Origin of the sequence: Zobellella sp. DQSA1, from assembly GCF_041950555.1 — a bacterium.
Lineage (GTDB): Bacteria > Pseudomonadota > Gammaproteobacteria > Enterobacterales > Aeromonadaceae > Oceanimonas.
Genome location: NZ_CP169531.1, coordinates 2,807,793 through 2,828,533, shown reverse-complemented (window position 1 = coordinate 2,828,533; position 20,741 = coordinate 2,807,793). Strand labels below are relative to the sequence as shown.

Annotated in this window: 17 protein-coding genes and 1 tRNA gene; 12 read left to right on the top strand and 6 right to left on the bottom strand. The window is 60.9% G+C overall.

Annotated features, from left to right (window positions below; translation table 11 throughout):
- Positions 1-113: 113 nt before the first annotated feature.
- The 9 genes from ACEVBK_RS13630 to tilS all read left to right on the top strand — a co-directional run bounded on the left by ACEVBK_RS13630 (position 114) and on the right by tilS (position 10,529).
- Positions 114-608 carry an OmpH family outer membrane protein gene (locus ACEVBK_RS13630; RefSeq protein WP_375058574.1) on the top strand — a complete coding sequence of 165 codons (495 nt, stop codon included), beginning with the start codon at positions 114-116 and terminating at the stop codon, positions 606-608.
- 11 nt (positions 609-619) lie between these two features.
- Positions 620-1,642: a UDP-3-O-(3-hydroxymyristoyl)glucosamine N-acyltransferase gene (gene lpxD / locus ACEVBK_RS13625; protein ID WP_375055467.1), complete on the top strand. Its 1,023-nt coding sequence runs from the start codon at positions 620-622 to the stop codon at positions 1,640-1,642.
- Positions 1,643-1,662: 20 nt separating this feature from the next.
- Positions 1,663-2,124 (top strand): 3-hydroxyacyl-ACP dehydratase FabZ, encoded by a 462-nt coding sequence (gene fabZ, locus ACEVBK_RS13620; RefSeq protein WP_116472487.1) that lies wholly within the window; start codon positions 1,663-1,665, stop codon positions 2,122-2,124.
- A gap of 20 nt (positions 2,125-2,144) precedes the next feature.
- Entirely contained in the window at positions 2,145-2,918 is a 774-nt protein-coding gene (gene lpxA, locus ACEVBK_RS13615; RefSeq protein WP_375055466.1) for an acyl-ACP--UDP-N-acetylglucosamine O-acyltransferase, read from the top strand.
- Complete coding sequence (gene lpxB / locus ACEVBK_RS13610) at positions 2,893-4,059, top strand: lipid-A-disaccharide synthase (RefSeq protein ID WP_375055465.1); 1,167 nt, start codon at positions 2,893-2,895, stop codon at positions 4,057-4,059. Before lpxA ends, lpxB begins: the two co-directional genes overlap by 26 nt.
- Positions 4,056-4,652, top strand: coding sequence for a ribonuclease HII (rnhB, locus tag ACEVBK_RS13605; RefSeq protein ID WP_375055464.1), 597 nt, complete (start codon positions 4,056-4,058; stop codon positions 4,650-4,652). Before lpxB ends, rnhB begins: the two co-directional genes overlap by 4 nt.
- The gene (gene dnaE, locus ACEVBK_RS13600) at positions 4,649-8,122 is read left to right on the top strand and encodes a DNA polymerase III subunit alpha (protein ID WP_375055463.1); all 3,474 of its coding nucleotides are present in this window, start codon (positions 4,649-4,651) and stop codon (positions 8,120-8,122) included. The genes rnhB and dnaE overlap by 4 nt, the downstream gene beginning before the upstream one ends.
- Before the next feature lie 9 nt (positions 8,123-8,131).
- The gene (accA, locus tag ACEVBK_RS13595) at positions 8,132-9,088 is read left to right on the top strand and encodes an acetyl-CoA carboxylase carboxyl transferase subunit alpha (protein ID WP_375055462.1); all 957 of its coding nucleotides are present in this window, start codon (positions 8,132-8,134) and stop codon (positions 9,086-9,088) included.
- A gap of 100 nt (positions 9,089-9,188) precedes the next feature.
- The gene (gene tilS / locus ACEVBK_RS13590) at positions 9,189-10,529 is read left to right on the top strand and encodes a tRNA lysidine(34) synthetase TilS (protein WP_375055461.1); all 1,341 of its coding nucleotides are present in this window, start codon (positions 9,189-9,191) and stop codon (positions 10,527-10,529) included.
- A 120-nt stretch (positions 10,530-10,649) separates the two neighbouring features.
- Here tilS and ACEVBK_RS13585 read toward each other — a convergent pair whose 3' ends face one another.
- The 4 genes from ACEVBK_RS13585 to rcsF all read right to left on the bottom strand — a co-directional run bounded on the left by ACEVBK_RS13585 (position 10,650) and on the right by rcsF (position 14,965).
- Positions 10,650-11,801, bottom strand: a complete 1,152-nt coding sequence (locus ACEVBK_RS13585; RefSeq protein ID WP_375055460.1) for a patatin-like phospholipase family protein — start codon at positions 11,799-11,801, stop codon at positions 10,650-10,652.
- Between the two features lie 292 nt (positions 11,802-12,093).
- Positions 12,094-13,812, bottom strand: coding sequence for a proline--tRNA ligase (locus tag ACEVBK_RS13580; protein ID WP_375055459.1), 1,719 nt, complete (start codon positions 13,810-13,812; stop codon positions 12,094-12,096).
- Between the two features lie 61 nt (positions 13,813-13,873).
- Positions 13,874-14,596 (bottom strand): tRNA (N6-threonylcarbamoyladenosine(37)-N6)-methyltransferase TrmO, encoded by a 723-nt coding sequence (gene tsaA / locus ACEVBK_RS13575; protein WP_375055458.1) that lies wholly within the window; start codon positions 14,594-14,596, stop codon positions 13,874-13,876.
- Entirely contained in the window at positions 14,597-14,965 is a 369-nt protein-coding gene (rcsF, locus tag ACEVBK_RS13570) for an Rcs stress response system protein RcsF (RefSeq protein ID WP_375055457.1), read from the bottom strand.
- A 288-nt stretch (positions 14,966-15,253) separates the two neighbouring features.
- Between rcsF and ACEVBK_RS13565 the strand changes: the two genes are divergently transcribed.
- A tRNA-Gly gene (locus ACEVBK_RS13565) sits at positions 15,254-15,327 on the top strand.
- A 176-nt stretch (positions 15,328-15,503) separates the two neighbouring features.
- Entirely contained in the window at positions 15,504-16,862 is a 1,359-nt protein-coding gene (locus ACEVBK_RS13560; protein WP_375055456.1) for an MBL fold metallo-hydrolase RNA specificity domain-containing protein, read from the top strand.
- A gap of 131 nt (positions 16,863-16,993) precedes the next feature.
- Here ACEVBK_RS13560 and arcA read toward each other — a convergent pair whose 3' ends face one another.
- Entirely contained in the window at positions 16,994-17,710 is a 717-nt protein-coding gene (gene arcA, locus ACEVBK_RS13555) for a two-component system response regulator ArcA (protein ID WP_375055455.1), read from the bottom strand.
- A 439-nt stretch (positions 17,711-18,149) separates the two neighbouring features.
- Between arcA and ACEVBK_RS13550 the strand changes: the two genes are divergently transcribed.
- On the top strand, positions 18,150-18,641 hold the full coding sequence (locus tag ACEVBK_RS13550) for a putative 4-hydroxy-4-methyl-2-oxoglutarate aldolase (protein WP_375055454.1): 492 nt from the start codon (positions 18,150-18,152) through the stop codon (positions 18,639-18,641).
- 119 nt (positions 18,642-18,760) lie between these two features.
- Here ACEVBK_RS13550 and aceK read toward each other — a convergent pair whose 3' ends face one another.
- Entirely contained in the window at positions 18,761-20,500 is a 1,740-nt protein-coding gene (gene aceK / locus ACEVBK_RS13545) for a bifunctional isocitrate dehydrogenase kinase/phosphatase (protein WP_375055453.1), read from the bottom strand.
- Positions 20,501-20,741: the final 241 nt, after the last annotated feature.

Here is a 20,741-nt window from a genome sequence, read left to right as displayed (position 1 = left end):
CGTATGGTGTTGCACCGAGACCCGGGGAGGTCCTGCAGGCGCACCGCCTGCGCTCCGGGTAAAATTCTATCTGAAAACATGGCTTATAAAGCAGGAGTGTTATCTTGAAACAAATGATGAAGATGTTGGGCGTGATGGCGTTGGTGCTGAGCGCCGGTGTGGCCCAGGCCCAGAGTGGCAAGATTGCGGTGGTGGATACCGCCGAAGTGTTCCAGAAAATGCCTCAGCGGCAGGCGGTGGCCAGCCAGTTGCAGAAAGAGTTTGAAAACCGGGTCAAGGAAGTGCAGAAGCTGGAAGAAGATGGCCGCAGTTTTGTAGAGAAGCAGCAGAAAGACATGGCTTTTATGAACGATCAGCAAAAAGCCGAGGCTCAGAAAAAGCTGAACGACATGCAAGGCACCTATGTGCAGAAGCGCCGCTCTCTGGAAGAAGATCAGGCGCGCCGCGAGCATGAAGAGCGTCAGAAAATGCTGTCGCGTATCAAGACCGCCATCGATGAAATTACCCGGGCCCAAGGGCTGGAGCTGGTGATTGAGCGTGGTGCCGCCATCTATGTATCGCCTTCCCTCGATATCACCGAGCAGGTGATCAGTCGGGTCAGCAAGTAAGAGACCGAGTAATGAAAGTAACGCTGCAAGAGCTGGCCAGCCATTTAGGAGCTGAGCTGCACGGGGAGCCGGGGCTCCAGATTTCCCGGGTCAACACCCTGGACAAGGCCGGCCCGGGAGAGGTGGCCTTTTTGTCGGACAGCAAGTATCGCCATCTGCTGGCCGATACCAAGGCGGGAGCGGTCATCGTCACCGAAGCCGACAAAGCCCTGTGCCCGGTGGCCAGCCTGGTGATGGCAGACCCCTACCTGGGCTTTGCCCTGGCCGCTCAGCGGCTGGACACTACCCCGCAACCTGCGGTGGATATCCATCCCAGTGCCGTGGTCGCACAAGACGCCACCCTGGGGGCCGGAGTGGCCATCGGTGCCAACGCGGTGATCGAATCCGGGGTGGTGCTGGAGGAGGGCGCAGTCGTCGGCCCGGGATGCTTTATCGGCAAGAACAGCAGGCTGGGAGCCCGTACCCGGTTATGGGCCAATGTGGCCCTCTACCATAATGTGGTGCTGGGCAGTGACTGCCTGGTGCAATCGGGGACGGTGATCGGCGCAGACGGTTTCGGCTATGCCAACAACAAGGGCGAGTGGATCAAGATCCCGCAACTGGGCGGGGTGGTGATCGGCGACCGGGTGGAAATCGGTGCCTGCACCACCATCGATCGCGGTGCCCTGGGCGACACCCTTATTGCCGATAACGTGATCATCGATAACCAGTGCCAGATAGCCCACAATGTGGAGATAGGCTATGGTACTGCCATTGCCGGCGGTACCGTGATGGCCGGTAGTCTCAAAGTCGGTAAATATTGTATTATTGGCGGCGCCGCAGTTTTTAATGGCCATATGGAAATTTGTGACGGGGTCACCGTCACCGGTATGGGTATGGTCATGAGGCCCATTACCGAGCCCGGTGTCTACTCCTCCGGGATCCCGTTGCAGCCGAACAAGGAGTGGCGCAAGACGGCGGCACGGGTGATGCGCATCGACGACATGCACAAGCGGCTCAGCCGGCTTGAACAACAATTAGACAAAAAAGACTAAGCGATTGGTAGGGTTACATTTTGAATAACGAACTGAATCAGTTGGACATCCAGGAGATCCTGGAACTGTTGCCGCACCGTTACCCTTTTCTGATGGTTGACCGGGTGGCGCATTATGAAATTAGCCCTGAGCGCAAGACCTTGAGAGGCATCAAGAACGTGTCTTTCAACGAGCCGATGTTTACCGGCCACTTCCCCCAGAAACCGGTGTTTCCGGGGGTCTTGATCCTGGAAGCCATGGCCCAGGCCACCGGCATTCTGGCGTTCAAGATGGTAGGCAAGCCCAAGCCGAACGAGCTGTATTACTTTGCCTCCATCGATAATGCCCGTTTCAAGCGTCCTGTGGTGCCGGGCGACCAGCTGGTGCTGGATGTGGTGTATTTGAAAGAACGCCGCGGTATCGCTAAATTTACCGGAGTTGCCACCGTTGACGGTGAAGTGGTCTGTACCGCCGAACTGATGTGTGCCAAACGCGAGGGTTGAGTGTGACGGAGTTTAGTGCAGTGATCCATGAAACCGCCATCGTCCATCCGGATGCCAAGCTGGGCAAGGGGGTAGAAATCGGCCCCTGGACCCTGATCGGCCCGGAGGTGGAGATCGGCGACGGCTGCTGGATTGGTCCCCATGTGGTGATCAAGGGGCCGACCCGGATAGGCAAGCGTAACCGCATCTTCCAGTTTGCTTCCATCGGCGAAGACTGCCAGGACAAGAAGTACGCCGGCGAGCGGACCTTCCTGGAAATCGGCGATGACAACGTGGTCCGCGAATCCTGCACTTTCCACCGGGGTACCGCTCAGGATGAAGGCCTGACCCGGGTGGGCAGCCGCAACCTGTTTATGGTAAACGTGCACGTGGCCCACGACTGCCGGATCGGTGATGACTGCATTTTCGCCAATAACGCCACCCTGGCCGGACACGTGCATATCGGGGATCACGTCATCTTCGGTGGCCATGCCGCCATTCACCAATTTGGCCGGGTAGGCAGCCACGCCTTCATCGCCGGTTGTGCCGCCCTGAACAAAGATGTGCCGCCCTATGTGATGGCGGCGGGCCTTTATGCCAAGCCGTTCGGCATCAATTCCGAAGGGTTGCGCCGCCGCGGTTTTTCCGCCGAGGCCATCTCCGCCATCAAGCAGGCCTACAGGGAAATTTTCCGCAGTGGCAAGACGGTGGCGGAAGTGCTCCCCGTGCTCGAGGCGCTGAATGAAAAGCAGCCGGAAGTGGGTATCATGATTGAGTTTCTCAAGCAAAATGAGCGCGGTATCATTCGTGCCTGAGCTTCGGCCGCTACGTATCGGAATCGTCGCCGGGGAAGTCTCCGGCGATACTTTAGGTGCGGGTCTGATCCGTGAACTCCGCGCCCGCCATCCCGACGCCCTGATCGAAGGCATTGCCGGCCCGCAGATGGTGGCCGCCGGCTGTACGGCGCTGTTCGATATGGATGAACTGGCGGTCATGGGCGTGGTGGAAGTGCTGGGGCGGTTGCCACGTATCCTGCATATCCGCCGCCAGATAGTGCGCCACTTTATCGACAATCCGCCGGATGTGTTCGTGGGTATCGATGCCCCGGATTTTAATATCGGAGTTGAACACAAGCTGAAAAAAGCCGGTATTCCGACATTGCATTACGTCAGCCCTTCGGTCTGGGCCTGGCGACAGAACCGGATCCACAAGATCAAGGCGGCCACCGATCAGGTGTTGGCCTTCCTGCCGTTCGAAAAAGCCTTCTATGACAGGTTCGACGCCCCCTGTCGTTTTATCGGCCATACCCTGGCGGATCAGATGCCGCTCACTCCCGATACCCGGGGCGCACGGGTGCGATTGGGCCTCAAACCCGAGGGGCGCTATCTGGCATTGCTGCCTGGCAGCCGTCATGCGGAGGTCACCCTGCTGAGCCCGGTGTATCTGGAAGCCTGCAAACAGCTCAAGGTGCGCCATCCGGAGCTGGAATTCGTGGTGCCCCTGGTCAACGCCAAGCGGCGGGAAGAATTCCTGGCCATCAAGCAGCAGGTGGCACCGACCCTGGATATCACCATGGTGGAAGGCCGGGGGCGGGAAGTGATGACCGCCAGTGATGTGATTTTGCTGGCTTCGGGTACCGCTACCCTGGAGGCCATGCTGGCCAAGAAGCCGATGGTAGTGGGGTACAAGTTCAAGCCCTTCAGCTATTGGCTGGCCGAGCGACTGGTCAAAACACCCTTTGCCTCATTGCCGAATCTGCTGGCCGACCAGACCCTGGTGACGGAGCTGATCCAGCACGAGTGTACCCCGGGCCATATCGTGGACGAGGTAGGCAAGCTGCTGGAACACGACAACAGCGAGCTGATTGCCCATTTCACCCAGCTGCATAAACAGATCCGCTGCAACGCCGATGAACAGGCCGCCCTGGCGGTACTGGAGCTGGCCCGGCAGCCATGACGGACATTATCTATCCTGCAAACGTCCTGGTCGCCGGTGTGGATGAAGTCGGGCGAGGCCCCCTGGTGGGGGACGTGGTCACCGCCGCGGTGATCCTCGACCCCAGCCGCCCCATTCCCGGATTGGCCGATTCCAAGAAAATCAGCGAGAAGAAACGCGAGCAGTTGGCTCCGCTTATCCGTGAGCGGGCCCTGGCCTGGGCCATCGGACGCTGTTCGCCCGGCGAGATCGATGAACTGAACATTCTTCATGCCACCTTGCTGGCCATGCAGCGGGCGGTGGCGGCGCTGGAAGTGCAGCCCGGTTTTGTGTTTATCGACGGCAACCGCTGCCCCGTCTTGCCGATGCCGTCCCAGGCTGTGGTGAAGGGCGACAGTCGGGTGGCCGAAATCAGTGCCGCCTCCATCCTGGCCAAGGTGGCCCGGGATCAGGAGATGGTGGCACTCGATGCCCGCCATCCTCAATATGGTTTTGCTCGCCACAAGGGCTACCCCACCCAGGAACACCTGGCTGCCCTGGCCTGCTTCGGCGCCCTGCCCGAGCACCGGCGCAGCTTCAGGCCGGTGGCGGTGGCCCTGGCGGAGGACCGATGACGACTCCTTTTATTCATCTGCGCGTCCACTCGGATTTTTCCATGGTGGACGGCCTGGCCAAGATAGGCCCCATCAACAAGCGGGTGCGGGAGCTGGGTTATCCGGCCCTGGCACTGACCGACCAGATGAACCTGTGCGGCCTGGTCCGTTTCTACGGCGATGCCCACGGCAAGGGGTTAAAACCCGTCGTCGGCACCGATATCTGGGTGCAGAGCGAAGAGCTCGGTGAGCAGTTGTTCCGCCTGACGCTGCTGGCCATGGACAACACCGGCTACCAGAATATCACCCTGCTGATCTCCAGGGCTTACGAGCGGGGCCATGTCCAGCATCGCCCCCTGGTCGACAAGGCCTGGCTGGCCGAGCTCAGCCAGGGGATCATCATCCTCTCCGGCGCCCGGGAAGGGGATGTGGGTATCGGCCTGCTCAAGGGCAATGACGCCCTGGTGGAGCAGTGCCTCGCCTTCTACCGGCAGCACTTTGCCGACCGTTATTATCTGGAGCTGCTGCGTACCGAACGGCCCGATGAAGAAAGCTACCTGCATATGGCGGTGGCCCTGGCCGAGCGGGAAGGGGTGCCGGTGGTGGCCACCAACGAGGTGGTGTTTCTCGACAAGAGCGACTTCGACGCCCACGAGATCCGGGTGGCTATCCACGACGGCTATACCCTGGACGACAAGCGTCGGCCGCGCCGTTACAGCGCCGAGCAATACCTGAAAAGCCCGGCCGAGATGGCCGAGCTGTTTGCCGATATTCCCGAGGCGCTGGAGAACAGCGTGGAAATCGCCAAACGCTGCAACGTGACGGTGCGCCTGGGTGAATACTTCCTGCCGGACTTTCCCACCGGCGACATGAGCATCGAAGACTATCTGGTCAAGTGTTCGCAAGAAGGGCTGGAAGAGCGGCTGGCGTTCCTGTTTCCGGATCCGGCGGTGCGCGCCGAAAAGCGCGGTGAGTACGATGAGCGTCTCAAGATAGAGCTCGAAGTGATCAACCAGATGGGCTTCCCCGGTTACTTCCTGATCGTGATGGAGTTTATCCAGTGGTCCAAGGATAACGGCATTCCGGTCGGGCCGGGCCGGGGCTCGGGGGCCGGGTCGCTGGTGGCCTATGCGCTCAAGATTACCGACCTGGATCCACTTGAGTTCGACCTGCTGTTCGAACGTTTCCTTAACCCCGAACGGGTGTCGATGCCCGACTTCGATATCGACTTCTGCATGGACCGGCGCGACGAGGTCATCGACCACGTGGCCGAGCTCTATGGCCGGGACGCGGTGAGCCAGATCATCACCTTCGGTACCATGGCCGCCAAGGCAGTGGTGCGTGACGTGGGCCGGGTACTGGGCCACCCCTACGGTTTCGTGGACCGCATTTCCAAGCTGATACCGCCGGACCCGGGCATGACCCTGGCCAAGGCCTTCGAGGTCGAGCCCAAGCTGCCGGAGCTCTACGAGCAGGACGAAGAGGTCAAGGCGCTGATCGATATGGCGCGCATCCTGGAAGGGGTAACCCGCAACGCCGGCAAGCATGCCGGGGGCGTGGTGATCGCACCCACCAAAATCACCGACTTCTCGCCGCTCTACTGCGATGAACACGGCCGCAACCCGGTCACCCAGTTCGACAAGAACGACGTGGAATACGCCGGCCTGGTCAAGTTCGACTTCCTCGGCCTGCGTACCCTGACCATCATCGACTGGGCGCTGGGCATGATCAACCCGCGCCTGGCCAGGGAAGGCAAACCACCGGTGGATATTGCCGCCATTCCCATCGACGATCAGGCCTCGTTCAAGGTACTCAAGCGCTTCGAGACCACGGCGGTGTTCCAGCTTGAATCCCGCGGCATGAAGGATCTGATCAAAAGACTGCAGCCGGACTGCTTCGAAGACATGATAGCCCTGGTGGCGCTGTTCCGTCCTGGCCCGCTGCAGTCGGGCATGGTCGACAACTTCATCGACCGCAAGCACGGTCGGGAAGCCATTTCCTACCCGGACGAGCAGTGGCAGCACGAATCGCTCAAGCCTATCCTGGAGCCGACCTACGGCATCATTCTCTACCAGGAGCAGGTGATGCAGATAGCCCAGGTGCTGGCGGGCTATTCCCTGGGCGGCGCCGACCTCTTGCGTCGGGCCATGGGCAAGAAAAAACCGGAAGAGATGGCCAAACAGCGGGCCGGTTTTGAAGAGGGCGCGCGGGCCAACGGTATCGACGGCGAGCTGGCGATCAAGATCTTCGACCTGGTGGAAAAGTTCGCCGGTTACGGCTTCAACAAGTCCCACTCCGCCGCCTATGCCCTGGTGTCCTACCAGACCCTGTGGCTGAAGACCCATTACCCGGCCGAGTTCATGGCGGCGGTGATGACCGCCGACATGGACAACACCGACAAGGTGGTGACCCTGGTGGACGAATGCCAGCGCATGGGGCTGACCCTGTTGCCGCCGGACGTCAACTCCGGTCGCTACCGCTTTACCGTCAACGAGGACGGCCATATCGTCTACGGTATCGGTGCCATCAAGGGGGTGGGCGAGGCGCCCATCGAGGCCATCCTCGAGGCCCGGGAGCAGGGCGGTTCCTTCCGGGATCTGTTCGACTTCTGTAACCGGGTCGATCTGAAAAAACTCAACAAGCGGGTCATGGAGAAGCTGATCCTCTCCGGTGCCATGGATCGGCTGGGTCCGCACCGGGCCTCGCTGATGGCGACCCTGGAAGAGGCGATGAAGGCCGCCGACCAGCACGCCAGGGCCGAGGCCCTGGGCCAGGGCGACATGTTCGGGGTGCTGGTGGAAGAGGAGCATATCGAGCACGCCTTCGCCGACGTTGCGCCCTGGCCCGACAAGGTGTGGCTGGAAGGGGAACGGGATACACTTGGGCTTTACCTGACCGGTCACCCCATCAACCAGTACAGCCGCGAGCTGCGCCACTATACCAGCGGCCGGCTGATCGAGCTGCAGGCCACCGGCCGTGACAGGAGCACCACGGCGGCGGGGCTGGTGATCGCCGCCCGGGTGATGACCACCAAACGCGGCAACCGCATGGGCATCATCACCCTGGACGACCGCTCCGGCCGGCTGGACGTGACCCTGTTCTCGGAAGCGCTGGAGCGCTATGAGTCTTTGCTGGAAAAGGATAAAATCCTGGTTATCAGCGGACAGGTCAGCTTTGATGACTTCTCCGGCGGCCTTAAAATGTCGGCACGGGAAGTGCTTGATATTAGCGATGCCCGTGAGCGTTTTGCCCGCGGGCTACAATTGAACATCGACAAAAGCCAGATCGATCAGGGCTTTTTTACCCAATTGCTGGACATACTCACGCCGGTGAGGGCGGGGGTCTGTCCTGTTCGAGTGACCTATCACAGACCGGGAGCACGGGCGCAGCTGACTCTGGGAACCGAGTGGCGGGTAACCCCCACCGACCAGATGCTGGAATCGCTGAAACAGTTGCTGGGTCAGGATAAGGTCGAACTGATTTTTGAATAGAGGGGACCTATGAGCCACCATTTTCTGGATTTTGAACAACCCATCGCAGAGCTTCAGGCCCAAATTGAAGAACTCCGGCATGTGAGCGAAGGGGACGGCCTGGACATCGATCTGGACGAAGAGGTCAAGCGCCTGGAAGGCAAGCGGGACGAACTGACTCGCAAGGTGTTCAGTAACCTGGGCCCCTGGCAGATCTCCCAGCTGGCCCGGCACCCGCGCCGCCCCTATACCCTGGACTATATCGAGATGATGTTCGGTGAGTTCGATGAACTGGCCGGGGATCGCGCCTACGCCGACGACAAGGCCATCGTCGGCGGCGTGGCCCGTTTCGAGGGCCGTCCGGTGATGGTGATCGGCCAGCAGAAGGGCCGGGAAACCAAGGAGAAGATCAAGCGTAACTTCGGTATGCCCCGTCCCGAGGGCTACCGCAAGGCGTTGCGCCTGATGGAAATGGCCGAGCGCTTCAAGATGCCGATCCTCACCTTTATCGACACCCCCGGCGCTTATCCGGGCGTGGGGGCGGAAGAGCGCGGCCAGAGCGAGGCCATTGCCCGCAACCTCAAGGTGATGGCCGGGCTCAAGACCCCCATCGTCTGTACCGTGATTGGTGAAGGCGGCTCCGGTGGCGCCCTGGCCATCGGCGTGGGCGACCGGGTCAACATGCTGCAGTATTCCACTTACTCGGTGATCTCGCCGGAAGGCTGCGCCTCCATCCTGTGGAAGAGCGCCGACAAGGCCTCGGTGGCGGCGGAAGCCATGGGTATCACCGCCGAACGTATCCATGAACTGAAGCTGATTGACAATGTGGTGGAAGAACCCATGGGCGGTGCCCACAGTAACCCGCTGCTGATGGCCGAGCGGCTCAAGGCCCGGTTGCAGGCCGACTTGAGCGCCCTGGAGTTGCTCGATGCCGATACCTTGCTGGAACAACGCTACCAGCGGCTGATGAAATACGGCTACTGCTGATAAAAATGGGGCCGGATGTCGGCCCTTTATCTTGTTTGGTCATGGCCGCTAAGGCGGGAATCCATCCGACGTTGCCCATTCCCCATCCCCAGGAGCCGACGTGCCGCAGAATGCGCTCTTTGACCACTTTTTGCGACGAATGCAGGAGCTGGCGCCGGGCGGCCGGCTGCTAGTGGCCTTCAGCGGTGGGCTCGATTCCACCGTGCTGCTGGCGCTGTGTGCCCGCCTGGCTGCCGAGCAGGGCAGGGCGCTGACGGCGCTCCATGTTCATCATGGCCTGCAGGCGGTGGCGGACGACTGGCCCGCACACTGTGCCGCCGTGGCCGGCCGGCTGGGGGTGCCTTGCCGCACCCTTTATGTGCAGGTGACGTTGGGACCGCGCATCAGCCTGGAGGCGGCGGCGCGGGAAGCACGTTACCGGGCGCTGGCGGCCGAGCTGCAGCCCGGGGACGCGTTGCTGACTGGGCACCACCGGGACGACCAGGCCGAAACCCTGCTGCTGGCGCTCAAGCGCGGTGCCGGGCTGGCGGGGCTGGCGGCTATGCCGGCGAGCCGGCCGCTTGGTGCCGGGGTACAACTGCGCCCCCTGCTGGACTGCGCCCGCTCGCAGCTGGAAGCCTATGCCCATGAGGCCGGATTGTCCTGGATCGAAGATCCCAGCAATGCCGACAACCGCTTCGATCGCAACTTTCTGCGCAACGAAGTCCTGCCGAGGCTGCAGGCCCAATGGCCCGCTTTTATGGACACCCTGAGCCGCAGCGCCGAGCTGTGCGCCGAACAGCTGGAGCTGGCCAGCGAGCTGGCGGAACAGGATCTGCCGGGACTGCTGAATGCCGGTGGCGGCTTGTCGGTGGCGGGGCTGGCCCGGCTTGGCCCCGCCCGGCGCAGCAATGCCCTGCGCCACTGGCTGCAAGGCCATGGCATCCACTGCAGTCGGGCCCAACTGACGGCCCTGTGGCGGGAGCTGGCCCTGGCTCGCCCCGACGCCACGCCGTTGCTCCGGCTGGGGCAGAAGGAGGTCCGCCGTTACCAGGGCGTGCTCTACCTGCCCGAGCGGGGGCCGGAGCCACGACCCCTGCCGGCCTTGCAGGCCGGCACCTGGCAGGACTGCGGGGTGGGGCGGATAAGGCTGGAATGGACAGAGACAGGCGCGGAGCTGGCTGCCGGACTGGATCCGGCCCGGCTGCGCCTGGCCTTTGGCGTGCCGGGTCTGCGCGCCCGGCCCATAGGGCGCAGTGGCTCCCGACCGCTGAAGAAACTGTGGCAGGAATACGGGGTACCGCCCTGGCGGCGAGAGTGCATTCCCCTGCTGCTGGACGGCGACCGGCTGGTGGCGGCGGTCGGCCTCTTCGTCAGCCAGGAGAGCGCCCCACCCCCGGATCAGCCCGGCTGGCGCCTGGAGTGGCAGCCCTTGGGCTATGTCGTGCAGGCGCCGCTTTAGCCGGCGCAGACCGGCAGGCGGGGATGGCGGGGCGGGCACCGTTGGCCTGCCGGCTAAAGCGGCGACAACGGCTACGACATAGCAGATAAGCCGCCCGCGATCCGGCGGTTGCTCCGATAGTCAGCCGGTTTTGCGCAATGGCTCGTCCACCGCCAGGAAGTGGCATACTTCATCGAGGCGATCGCAGGTATCCCGGTAGCCGAGTTCGATCAGCTCCTGGCAATAATCCTGCTCGAACAGCAGGAAGCTGGCCAGGCCGGTGGCATCCCCCGCATTGACCCCGAACAGTCGGAACAGGCCGCGAATATTGAGCGGCAGCTTATGAAAATGCCTGAGGGTGAGATCGTCCAGGTTCTTGCTTGGCTTAAGCACCAGATTGTCGATATGGCGCAGTGCCAGTTGCTCTCGCTTGCGTTCCGGAACCAGTTTGATGGTGCTGTTGATCCGCTGCAGTCGCTCTATGTCCGAGGTCAAGGCATCGGTAAAGATGGTGTCGAGCAGGTGGCCGGCAATATCCGAGCTGCTCGGGTCGCTGCGCAGCACGCCGGGGTCTGCTTCCTCCGCGGCCAGGCTGATGATCAGGATCTTGCGGGCCCCCAGATGGATGGCCGGGCTGAGCGGATTGAGCTGGTGGATGGAGCCATCGCCGTAGTGGTGGTTCTGCAACCGGCAGGGCTTGAATACAAAGGGCAGGGCGCTGCTGGCCAGCAGATGGGGCGGCGCTATGATGGCGGAGCGGCCCGAACGACCGGCTCTGGCCCAGGGCTGGTGATAGGGGCGGCCCTGGAAAAAGGTGGTGGAATCGCCGGTATCGTAATTGGAGGCGGTGATGGCCAGCACCTCCAGCGCCCCATAGAGCAGGTTATTGTCGATGCGCTGGAAGTCGATCAGCTTTTCCAGCAGGCGCTCCAGTGGACTGTTATCGAACAGCGACAAGCGGCTGTCGTTGGGTTTGCCGATAAGATCGAGCACCATGCCTTTGGCCGAATGGAGCAGGACGCGGCCGGCTTGCAGCCGCAGAATATTTTCGGTATGCAAATGACGCCACACGTACTCCAGCTTGCGTATTCCCAAATGGAAACAGGAAGCGTAACAGGCCAGGCCGGTGGCGTTGATGGCGCCGGCCGACGTACCGCACAGTATGGGAAAGGGGATCGGCTGCCCACGCGGGTAGCACTCCGAAATGGCCTTGATCACGCCCACCTGATAGGCCGCCCGGGCACCGCCCCCGGTCAGCACCAGCGCACAGGCATTGCTTTCATCTTGCTCCATGGCATCCCCCCCTTTTTACTCAGTATAAGTGCTTGTTAATCGAGCAGAAAGTGCCGATTAACCGGCATGTGAGCAAGCGCAGGTTGTATGGATGGGAGGTGTGAAGGAGGAAATGGTCGATGAATTGAAAAGAACCCGGCGGCCCCATTGTCGTAGGGGCGAATTTATGCGACCGGCCGCCCCGGCGGCGTTGGTGAATGGCCCATCGAAATGGACCCTGCGACTTGTCCGGCGGCCAAGGCGCAGGCGAGGCTCCCTAACGCCTAACGCCTAACGCCTAACGCCTAACGCCTTACTGGCCAAGGGCCTGGCGAATCTGGGCTACGACGTCGTCGATGGCCATTTCCACCTTGTCGCCGCCGCGGCGGGTCTTGTACTCCACCACGCCGTTATCCAGGCCGCGTTCGCCGATGACAATGCTGTGGGGCACACCCAGCAGCTCCATGTCGGCGAACATCACGCCAGGACGTTCCTTGCGATCGTCGAACAACACCTCGATGCCGGCGGCGCTCAGTTCGGCATAAAGTTTCTCCGCCACGTCCTGCACCCGGTGGGATTTGTGCATGTTCATGGGGATGATGGCCACCTGGAAAGGGGCGATGGCGCCCGGCCAGATAATGCCGCGCTCGTCATGATTCTGCTCGATGGCGGCGGCCACGATGCGGGATACACCGATGCCGTAGCAGCCCATTTCCAGTACTACCGCCTTGCCGTCTTCGTTCAGTACGGTGGCGTTCATCTTGGTCGAGTAGTTGTTGCCCAGTTGGAAGATGTGGCCCACTTCGATACCGCGTTTGATCTGGAGCACACCCTTACCGTCGGGGCTGGGATCGCCTTCCCTGACGTTGCGCAGGTCGGCCACTTCCGGCAGTGGCAGATCCCGGCCCCAGTTGATGCCGAAGTAGTGCTTGTCTTCGATATTGGCACCGGCGCCGAAGTCGCTCATCACCGCCACGGCGCGGTCGATGACCACCGGTACCGGCATATTGAGCGGGCCCAGGGAGCCGGGGCCGGCACCCACCAGAATACGGATTTCCTCTTCGGTGGCGAAGGTGAGCGGACTGGCCACCTGGGGCAGTTTTTCGGCCTTGATTTCATTCAGTTCGTGATCGCCACGTACCATCAGCGCAACGAGGGAGCCGTCTTCGTTTTCGGCGGCCCGCACCAGCAGGGTCTTGACGGTTTTGGTAATGTCCAGCCCGAATTGCTCCACCAGCTCGGCGATGGTCTTGGCGTTGGGGGTATCCACCAGGGTCAGTTCCTGGGTGGGGGCATCGGCGTGTTCCTTGGGTGCCACCGCCTCCGCCATTTCGATGTTGGCGGCGTAATCGGACTCGGTAGAGAAGGCGATATCGTCTTCTCCGCTCTGGGCCAGTACGTGGAATTCATGGGAGGCGCTGCCGCCGATGGCACCGGTATCGGCCAGCACCGCCCGGAAATCCAGGCCCATACGCTCGAATATCCGGCTGTAGGCCTGGTACATGTCGTCGTAGGTCTGTTGCAGGCTTTCCTGGCTGGTATGGAAGGAATAGGCGTCCTTCATCAGGAATTCCCGAGCGCGCATCGCCCCGAAGCGGGGCCGTACTTCATCGCGGAACTTGCTTTGAATCTGGTACAGGTTAAGCGGCAGTTGCTTGTAGGAGGCCACTTCGTTGCGTACCATGGCGGTGATCACTTCCTCGTGGGTCGGGCCCAGTACGAAGGGACGCTCATGCCTGTCCTGCATGCGCAGCAGCTCGGGGCCGAATTTGTCCCAGCGGCCGGTTTCCTGCCACAGGTCGGCGGGCTGTACCATGGGCATAAGCATCTCGATGGCGCCGGCCCGGTTCATTTCTTCCCTTACGATGGCGGCCACCTTGTTCAATACCCGCAGGCCACTGGGCAGCCAGGTGTACAGGCCGGAGGCCAGCTTGCGGATCATGCCCGCGCGCAGCATCAGCTGGTGGCTGATCACCTCGGCATCGCTCGGGGTTTCTTTGAGGGTGGAAAGCAAGTATTGACTGGTACGCATGCGCTTGAACCTTGTTGAGCTTAAAATCCATTAAAGAAGGCGATTGTAGCAGGGGGGCCGGTCAGGCAGAAGTACCGGCGTCATGTTCCGGCTCGATGGCCAGTACCCGGGTCAACTGGCCGAACACTTCGTAACGCACATTGTAGTGATACAGACGTACCCCGTACTGCTGCCAGCCCTGGCCGCCACGCTTGTAGGCCGGGCGCGGATCCTGCACCAGCACCTCGCTGATGAATTCCCGCAGGTCGGCAATGGATGAGCGCTGGCAGGCCAGCTCGGCGATGGGGCTGAAAATCACCTCCATACTGATGTCCGGCGGTGCCGGAGCAAAGCCGCCATGGGCATCGGGCACGGCATCGGCCCAGGGCAGGTAGGGCTTGATATCCATCACCGGGGTGCCGTCCACCAGGTCTACTCCGCTCAGTTCCAGCCAGACCTTGTTGCCGTCCCGGCACATTTCCTCTAGCCGGACCACGGACAGCCCGAGTGGGTTTGGCCTGAAGGTCGAGCGGGTGGCGAACACGCCTACCCGTTCGTTGCCGCCGAGGCGGGGCGGCCGCACCGTGGGATTCCAGCCCTGCTCCTGGGTCTGGTGGAACACGAATATCAGCCACAGGTGGCTGAATTCGGCCAACCCGCGAAAGGCGCTGGGCTCATTGTAGGGCGGGACCATCTCCAACTGGGCGCGAGCACGGCTAACCAGCCCCGGTTGGCGGGGTACCGCAAATTTCTCCTTGTAGGGGGAACGGATGATCCCGATGGGGTCGAGGCTGATTGTCTCCATTCAGTCTGCAACCACAATGGCCTGACCGCTGCACAGCACTTGCTCGAGACAGCCGGGCATATCGTCGAAGCGGATACAGCTGTTCAGAATAAGGCCATTGGCACCCATGTCGGCAGCGCGGCGACGGATCTGGGCACGGGCATCCGCTTCCTTGGGCGGGGCTTCCTTGGCTTCCATCTGGCAGGCTTCGCCTTCCACCGAGCCCAGGGTAACGTAGTTGACTCCCTCCAATTCGGCCTTGCTGTAGGGGGCAACACCGTCACCCTTGTAGTAATCCTTGATTCCGGCGGGGGAAACATTGCTGTCAAAGCCCCAACCGGCGCAACCGGAGAGAACGAGGGCGGCCAGGGGCAGACCGAAAAGACGCATGATAAGTCCTTAATATGAAAGTGAAGCTGGCTCTATTCTGCACCATGACGGCAAGGCTGCCAATGGCGTGGCACAAAGACATGGAGCCTGGGCGGTCCGCCTGTGTGGGAGAGGCGCCGAGCGCATCGAGCATGAAGGCCCCCGCCGCGCTCCGGGGCGAACCTTCCATCCCGGCCCCGGTTTTTCGCAGACGCAGAACAAAATGGGCCAATATCGCTCATTCCTTGCACAATCAACCACTTGGGGGATTGCCGAACACGCAAAACAGTTTATAGTGATGATTCCTCGGCGGGCGTAGTTCAATGGTAGAACGGTAGCTTCCCAAGCTGCATACGTGGGTTCGATTCCCATCGCCCGCTCCAAGTATCTGAAGTTAAATCTTTTTTGTCTCCCTCTACTACTCGATATCGACGTCGGCGGGCTTAGCTCTTTGGAGCAGGTTGCCGGGTCGGCATAGACGATTGTGCCGCTCATCGCTGCGTTCTTCCCGATTATTGGTTTATAGTTAGCCTCAATTGGTTCTTCCAAAGGGGGCGCTATGGTCGAGGTGCTGCACCACGGGGCGGTGAAGGGGGTTACCGGCTCTTGCCATGAGCTGCGGGTGAATGACGCCGCTATTTTGATCGACTGTGGCCTGTATCAGGGCGCGGAAGCCGGGGCCGGCCCGGCCATCGACTTCGAGATTGATCACATTCGTGCGCTGGTGGTGACCCATGTGCATATCGACCATGTGGGGCGGCTGCCTTATTTGTTGGGCGCTGGCTTCGAGGGACCCATCTACTGTTCTCAGCCCTCGGCCCTGCTGCTGCCAGCCATGCTGGAAGATGCCCTCAATATCGGGTTCACCCGAGACAAGGCCCTGGTGCGGCGGGTGTTGGCGTTGCTGGAGTCGAGTTTGGTGCCTTTGCCTTATGGCCAGTGGCAAAAAATGCCGGACTGTCCGCTGCGGATACGGTTGCAGCGGGCCGGCCATATCCTGGGCTCGGCCTACGTGGAGTGCGAGGCAGAAAACCGGCGGCTGGTGTTCAGCGGTGACCTCGGCGCGCCCCATTCCCCCTTGCTGGTAGCGCCAACGTCGCCGGAAGCCTGCGATCTGCTGGTGCTGGAAAGCACCTATGGCGACAAGAACCACGAAGGCAGGCGACACCGCCGACTGCGGTTGAAGGCGGCCATAGAGCACGCCCTGGCCGACGGCGGCACCCTGCTGATCCCGGCCTTCAGCCTGGGTCGTACCCAGGATATCCTGTACGAGCTGGAGAGCCTGATCGCCGAGTTTGGTACAGAGGCGGCCGCCCCCGACCTGCCCTGGAACCAGCTGGAAGTGGTGGTGGACTCCCCGCTGGCGGCCAACTTCACGACCCTTTATCGCCAGCTAAAACCCTTCTGGAGCGTCGAAGCTCAGGCCCTGCTGGCCAGCGGCCGGCATCCGCTTTCCTTTGAGCAGCTCACCCTGGTGGACAGCCATCGGGATCATCTCAACGCCGTGGGGTACCTGGCGCGCTCGCACCAGCCTTGCGTAGTACTGGCGGGGTCGGGCATGTGTGCTGGCGGGAGGGTGGTGAATTACCTCAAGGCGCTGCTGAACGAGGCCCGCAACGATATTCTGTTTGTGGGGTACCAGGCCGAAGGCACGCCGGGACGCGCCATCCTGGATTATGGCCCCAGGGGCGGCTGGGTCGAGCTGGACGGTGAACGCTATGACATCAGGGCCCAGGTGCACCAGGTGAGCGGTTATTCAGCCCATGCCGGCCAGCAGGACTTGCTGGATTTTGTGGCAGGGATAGTGCCGCCACCCGGAGAGATCCGCCTGATCCACGGGGAGGAGAATGCCAAGGTGGTGCTGCGGCAAAAGCTGGAGGCGATGTTGCCGGCCACCAGGGTGGTGATTGCGCGCTAGCTTGGAAGCGGTGAGGGGGAGGGGCATCTATGATGCAAAAAGCCCGGGATGGCCGGGCTTTCAGACTGCAGATAACCGGTCATGGATCTCCGCCGTCGTGGAGATGGCCACTATTGAATGACAGCGCGCTATCAGGATTCCAGGTCGCCGCAGAAGCGGTAGCCTTCGCCATGGATGGTGGCGATGATCTCGGGAGTATCGGGAACCGACTCGAAGTGCTTGCGGATGCGGCGGATGGTGACGTCCACGGTGCGGTCGTGAGGCTTGAGTTCGCGGCCGGTCATCTTTTTCAGCAGTTCGGCACGGCTCTGGATCTGACCCGGATTTTCGCAGAAGTGCACCATGGCACGGAACTCGCTGCGCGGCAGCTTGAACACTTCGCCACTGGGGCTGACCAGGGCGCGGCTGTTGATGTCGAGGGTCCAGTCGTTGAAACGGTAGACCTCTACCTGTTTCTCTTCGTCCTGGGCGTCGGGGGTTTGCATGGTGCGCCCCAGCAGGTTGCGGGCACGAATGGTCAGCTCACGCGGATTGAACGGCTTGGTGATGTAGTCGTCGGCGCCGATTTCCAGGCCGAGGATCTTGTCTACCTCGTTGTCGCGGCCGGTCAGGAACATCAATGCCAGGTTATGCTGTTCGCGCAGCTCGCGTGCCAGCAACAGGCCGTTCTTGCCGGGCAGGTTGATATCCATGATCACCAGGTTGATCTTGTTGTTGGAGAGAGCCTTGTACATCTCTTCGCCGTCGGTGGCTTCAAGTACTACGTAGCCCTCGGCCTCGAAGATGCCCTTGAGGGTATTGCGGGTGACCAGTTCGTCTTCAACGATAAGAATGTGAGGTGTCTGCATGAGCGTACCTGTTTTTAGATGTAAAGATAATTCAGTGCCAACAGCCGCCGGAGCCAAGCAGGCGCTACTCAGAAAATAGTGTAACTAAATTACGCTATCTACCTCTAAATGCATAGTGCATAAGCGCGGTCGAACTGTAGTTTTTAGCCGTTTTTACTTGCATCCCATGCAGTTACTGCTTCATGCCCAATAAAATCAACAAGCGGGACGAACAGAGGTCCATTGCGTAAAGTTGTCTTATTTTAACAGTTAACAGGGGCATAACAACAGCCTGCGACCGATATTGTTAAATAGTTTTATGGCCCTGCTTGATCCAGGTCAAGCGCTGATTTAACAAAAAGCGTCGTATGTTATACAAATAAGTAAGATGTCGGATGGCCGGTTGTGCGGCTTCCCGTATCGGGGCCGCCTTCGATGTAAACGCAGCGAGGAGAAGAGGATGCTGGATTTATTGCCTGATTTATGCGACGAGCATGCCGATAAGGTCAGGGTATTGGAGCCCTGCTTCCGTGATTTTGGCGGAGAGCAGATTTTCTGGGGCCAGGTAGTGACGGTGCGTTGTTATGAAGACAATTCCCGCGTGCGGGAGCTGGTGGCCACCCCGGGAACCGGCAAGGTGCTGGTGGTGGATGGAGGAGCCATGGTGCGCCGGGCCCTGCTCGGTGATCTGCTGGCGGCAAAGGCAGTGGAGAATGGCTGGGAGGGCATCGTGATCAACGGGGCCATTCGCGATGCCGGCGCTATCGGGGCCATGGCGCTGGGCGTGAAGGCCCTGGCCACTTGCCCGATTAAAACCGAGAAGCGCGGCCTGGGGGATGTGGATGTGCCCGTGACCTTTGCCGGCGTCACCCTTTATCCCGGGGATTATCTCTACGCCGATATCAACGGCATCCTGGTGGCGCGCGAACCCTTGAGTCACCCGCTGTTGTAGGCCGCGAAGCGTGAGGTGATAGTTCGCTTCACGCTTCACGCTTCACGCTTCACGCTTCACGCTTCACGCTTCACGCTTCACGCTTCACGCTTCACGCTTCACGCTTCACGCTTCACGCTTCACGCTTCACGTCCTTCACCGTACAGGTATTTGAAGCGCTGCCGGCGCCGGTAGGGAAACACGTCCACGAACTGGCCGGCTTCGATGTTCTGCTGTAGCTGGCGCCAGTAGCCGGCGCTGAACAGGTCGTTATGTTGCTGCTTGAAGGCGTCGCGGATGCGCGTGCTGCTGAGCAGGAAAGTGGCGAACTCCTCCGGAAAAATGTCGTTGGGACCCACCGAGTACCAGGGCTCGGCGCTGAGTTCGTCTTCCGGATAGCGGGCCTGGGGAATGTCGCGGAAGTGGCACTCGGTCATATAGGCGATTTCGTCGTAGTCATAGAAAATGACCCTACCGTGGCGGGTGACGCCGAAATTTTTGAACAGCATGTCGCCCGGGAAGATGTTGGCCGCCGCCAGTTGTTTGATGGCGTTGGCGTATTCGTCGATGGCGTCACGCACTGCTTCGTCCGAGGCGTGCTCCAGGTAGATGTTGAGCGGGGTCATTCGTCGCTCGGTATAAAGGTGACGGATCACCAGGGTATCGCCCTTGATGGTAAGCAGGGAGGGAGCCACCTGCTGCAGCTCGGCCAGCAACGCAGGGTTGATGCGGTGCAGCGGCAGTTCGAAATTGGAGAACTCCATGGTATCGGCCATGCGACCGACCCGGTCGTGCTGCTTGACCAGCCGGTACTTGGCTTTTACGGTTTCGTGGTTCACCTCTTTCGGCGGGGTGAACTTGTCCTTGATGATCTTGAACACTACATCGAAGGAAGGCAGGGTGAACACGCTCATCACCATGCCCTTGATGCCGGGTGCCGCCACGAACTGGTCCCGGGACTGGTGCAGGTGGTGCAGGAAGTGGCGGTAGAACTCGGTCTTGCCGTGTTTTTGGCAGCCGATGGCGGTGTAGATTTCGTAATCTGCCTTGTTGGGCAGCAAGGGGCGCAGGAAGTGCACCAGCAGTGCCGGCACCGGGCACCACACCATGAAATAGGCTCGGGCAAAGCCGAACAGGATGGATGCGTCGTCCTTCGAAAGGATCAGGGCATCCAGGCAGAGGCCGCCCTGCTCATCATGTACTATCGGCAGGATAAAAGGCAGCAGCAGAGGGCCCCGTTCCAGCCGGCCGATCAGGTAGGCGCCCTTGTTGCGATAGAACAGGGTGTTGATAAAGGTCAGGCTGAATGCCTCCTGGCCGATCTCGTCCGGGCCGAAGTCCTGCAAATAACGGCTCGTATAGCCCAGGTCCCGCTCCAGATTGCTGAACCCCGTCTTCAGCCGCAGCCGTTCCAGCACCTGGCGCAGGCAGTCGCGCAGGCCGCTCGCATCGGTGTGATACTGCCAGCAATAGGGGCTCAGATCCGGATTGGGCGCGCGGCGGACGAAACCGTGCACATAGAGATTTTCGGCGCGAATATTCTTGTGGCGCAGGGAGCGCCGGTACACCGAGTTGTAGAACGATTCTGCGATCTCGGGGTTGGGATGGTGGGTGAGCAGATCGTTGAATGCCTGCTTGAGTTCCTTCAGGCCCTCCTGACCGAGGGGCGAGCCACCCATGTGATCGCTCACCGCCTGCAGGGTGTCGTTCACATGATGATCATATAAACGGATGCGTTGACGCCCGGCCAACTGCACCCCCAGCCAGTCTCTGGCCTCGAACCTGACTTTGGCGCCCTGGGTGATATCGAGAAAGCGGCGATAGAAGGCGTCGAACCTGCCCATGATGATGTTGGCCAATTCCCTGGCGTTGTCGTGCATGATGCTATCCCTTGTTGTTGTGGCGTTCTGTCGGGATAGTAATGGATCCTGGGGGCATTGTGGGGAAATTATTGTGTGCAGGAGCTGAGCTCCCGCTGCGCGGGAATGCAGGCGGGCCGCCTGCACTCCGGATCGGTGCTGTTTGCCCGGCGGCTAAGGCGCCGACTATGTTTTTTCACACCTCATACCTCACGCTTTACCTCCGGCCCCGGTTTGCGGACAATGTGCGGTCTTACACAAG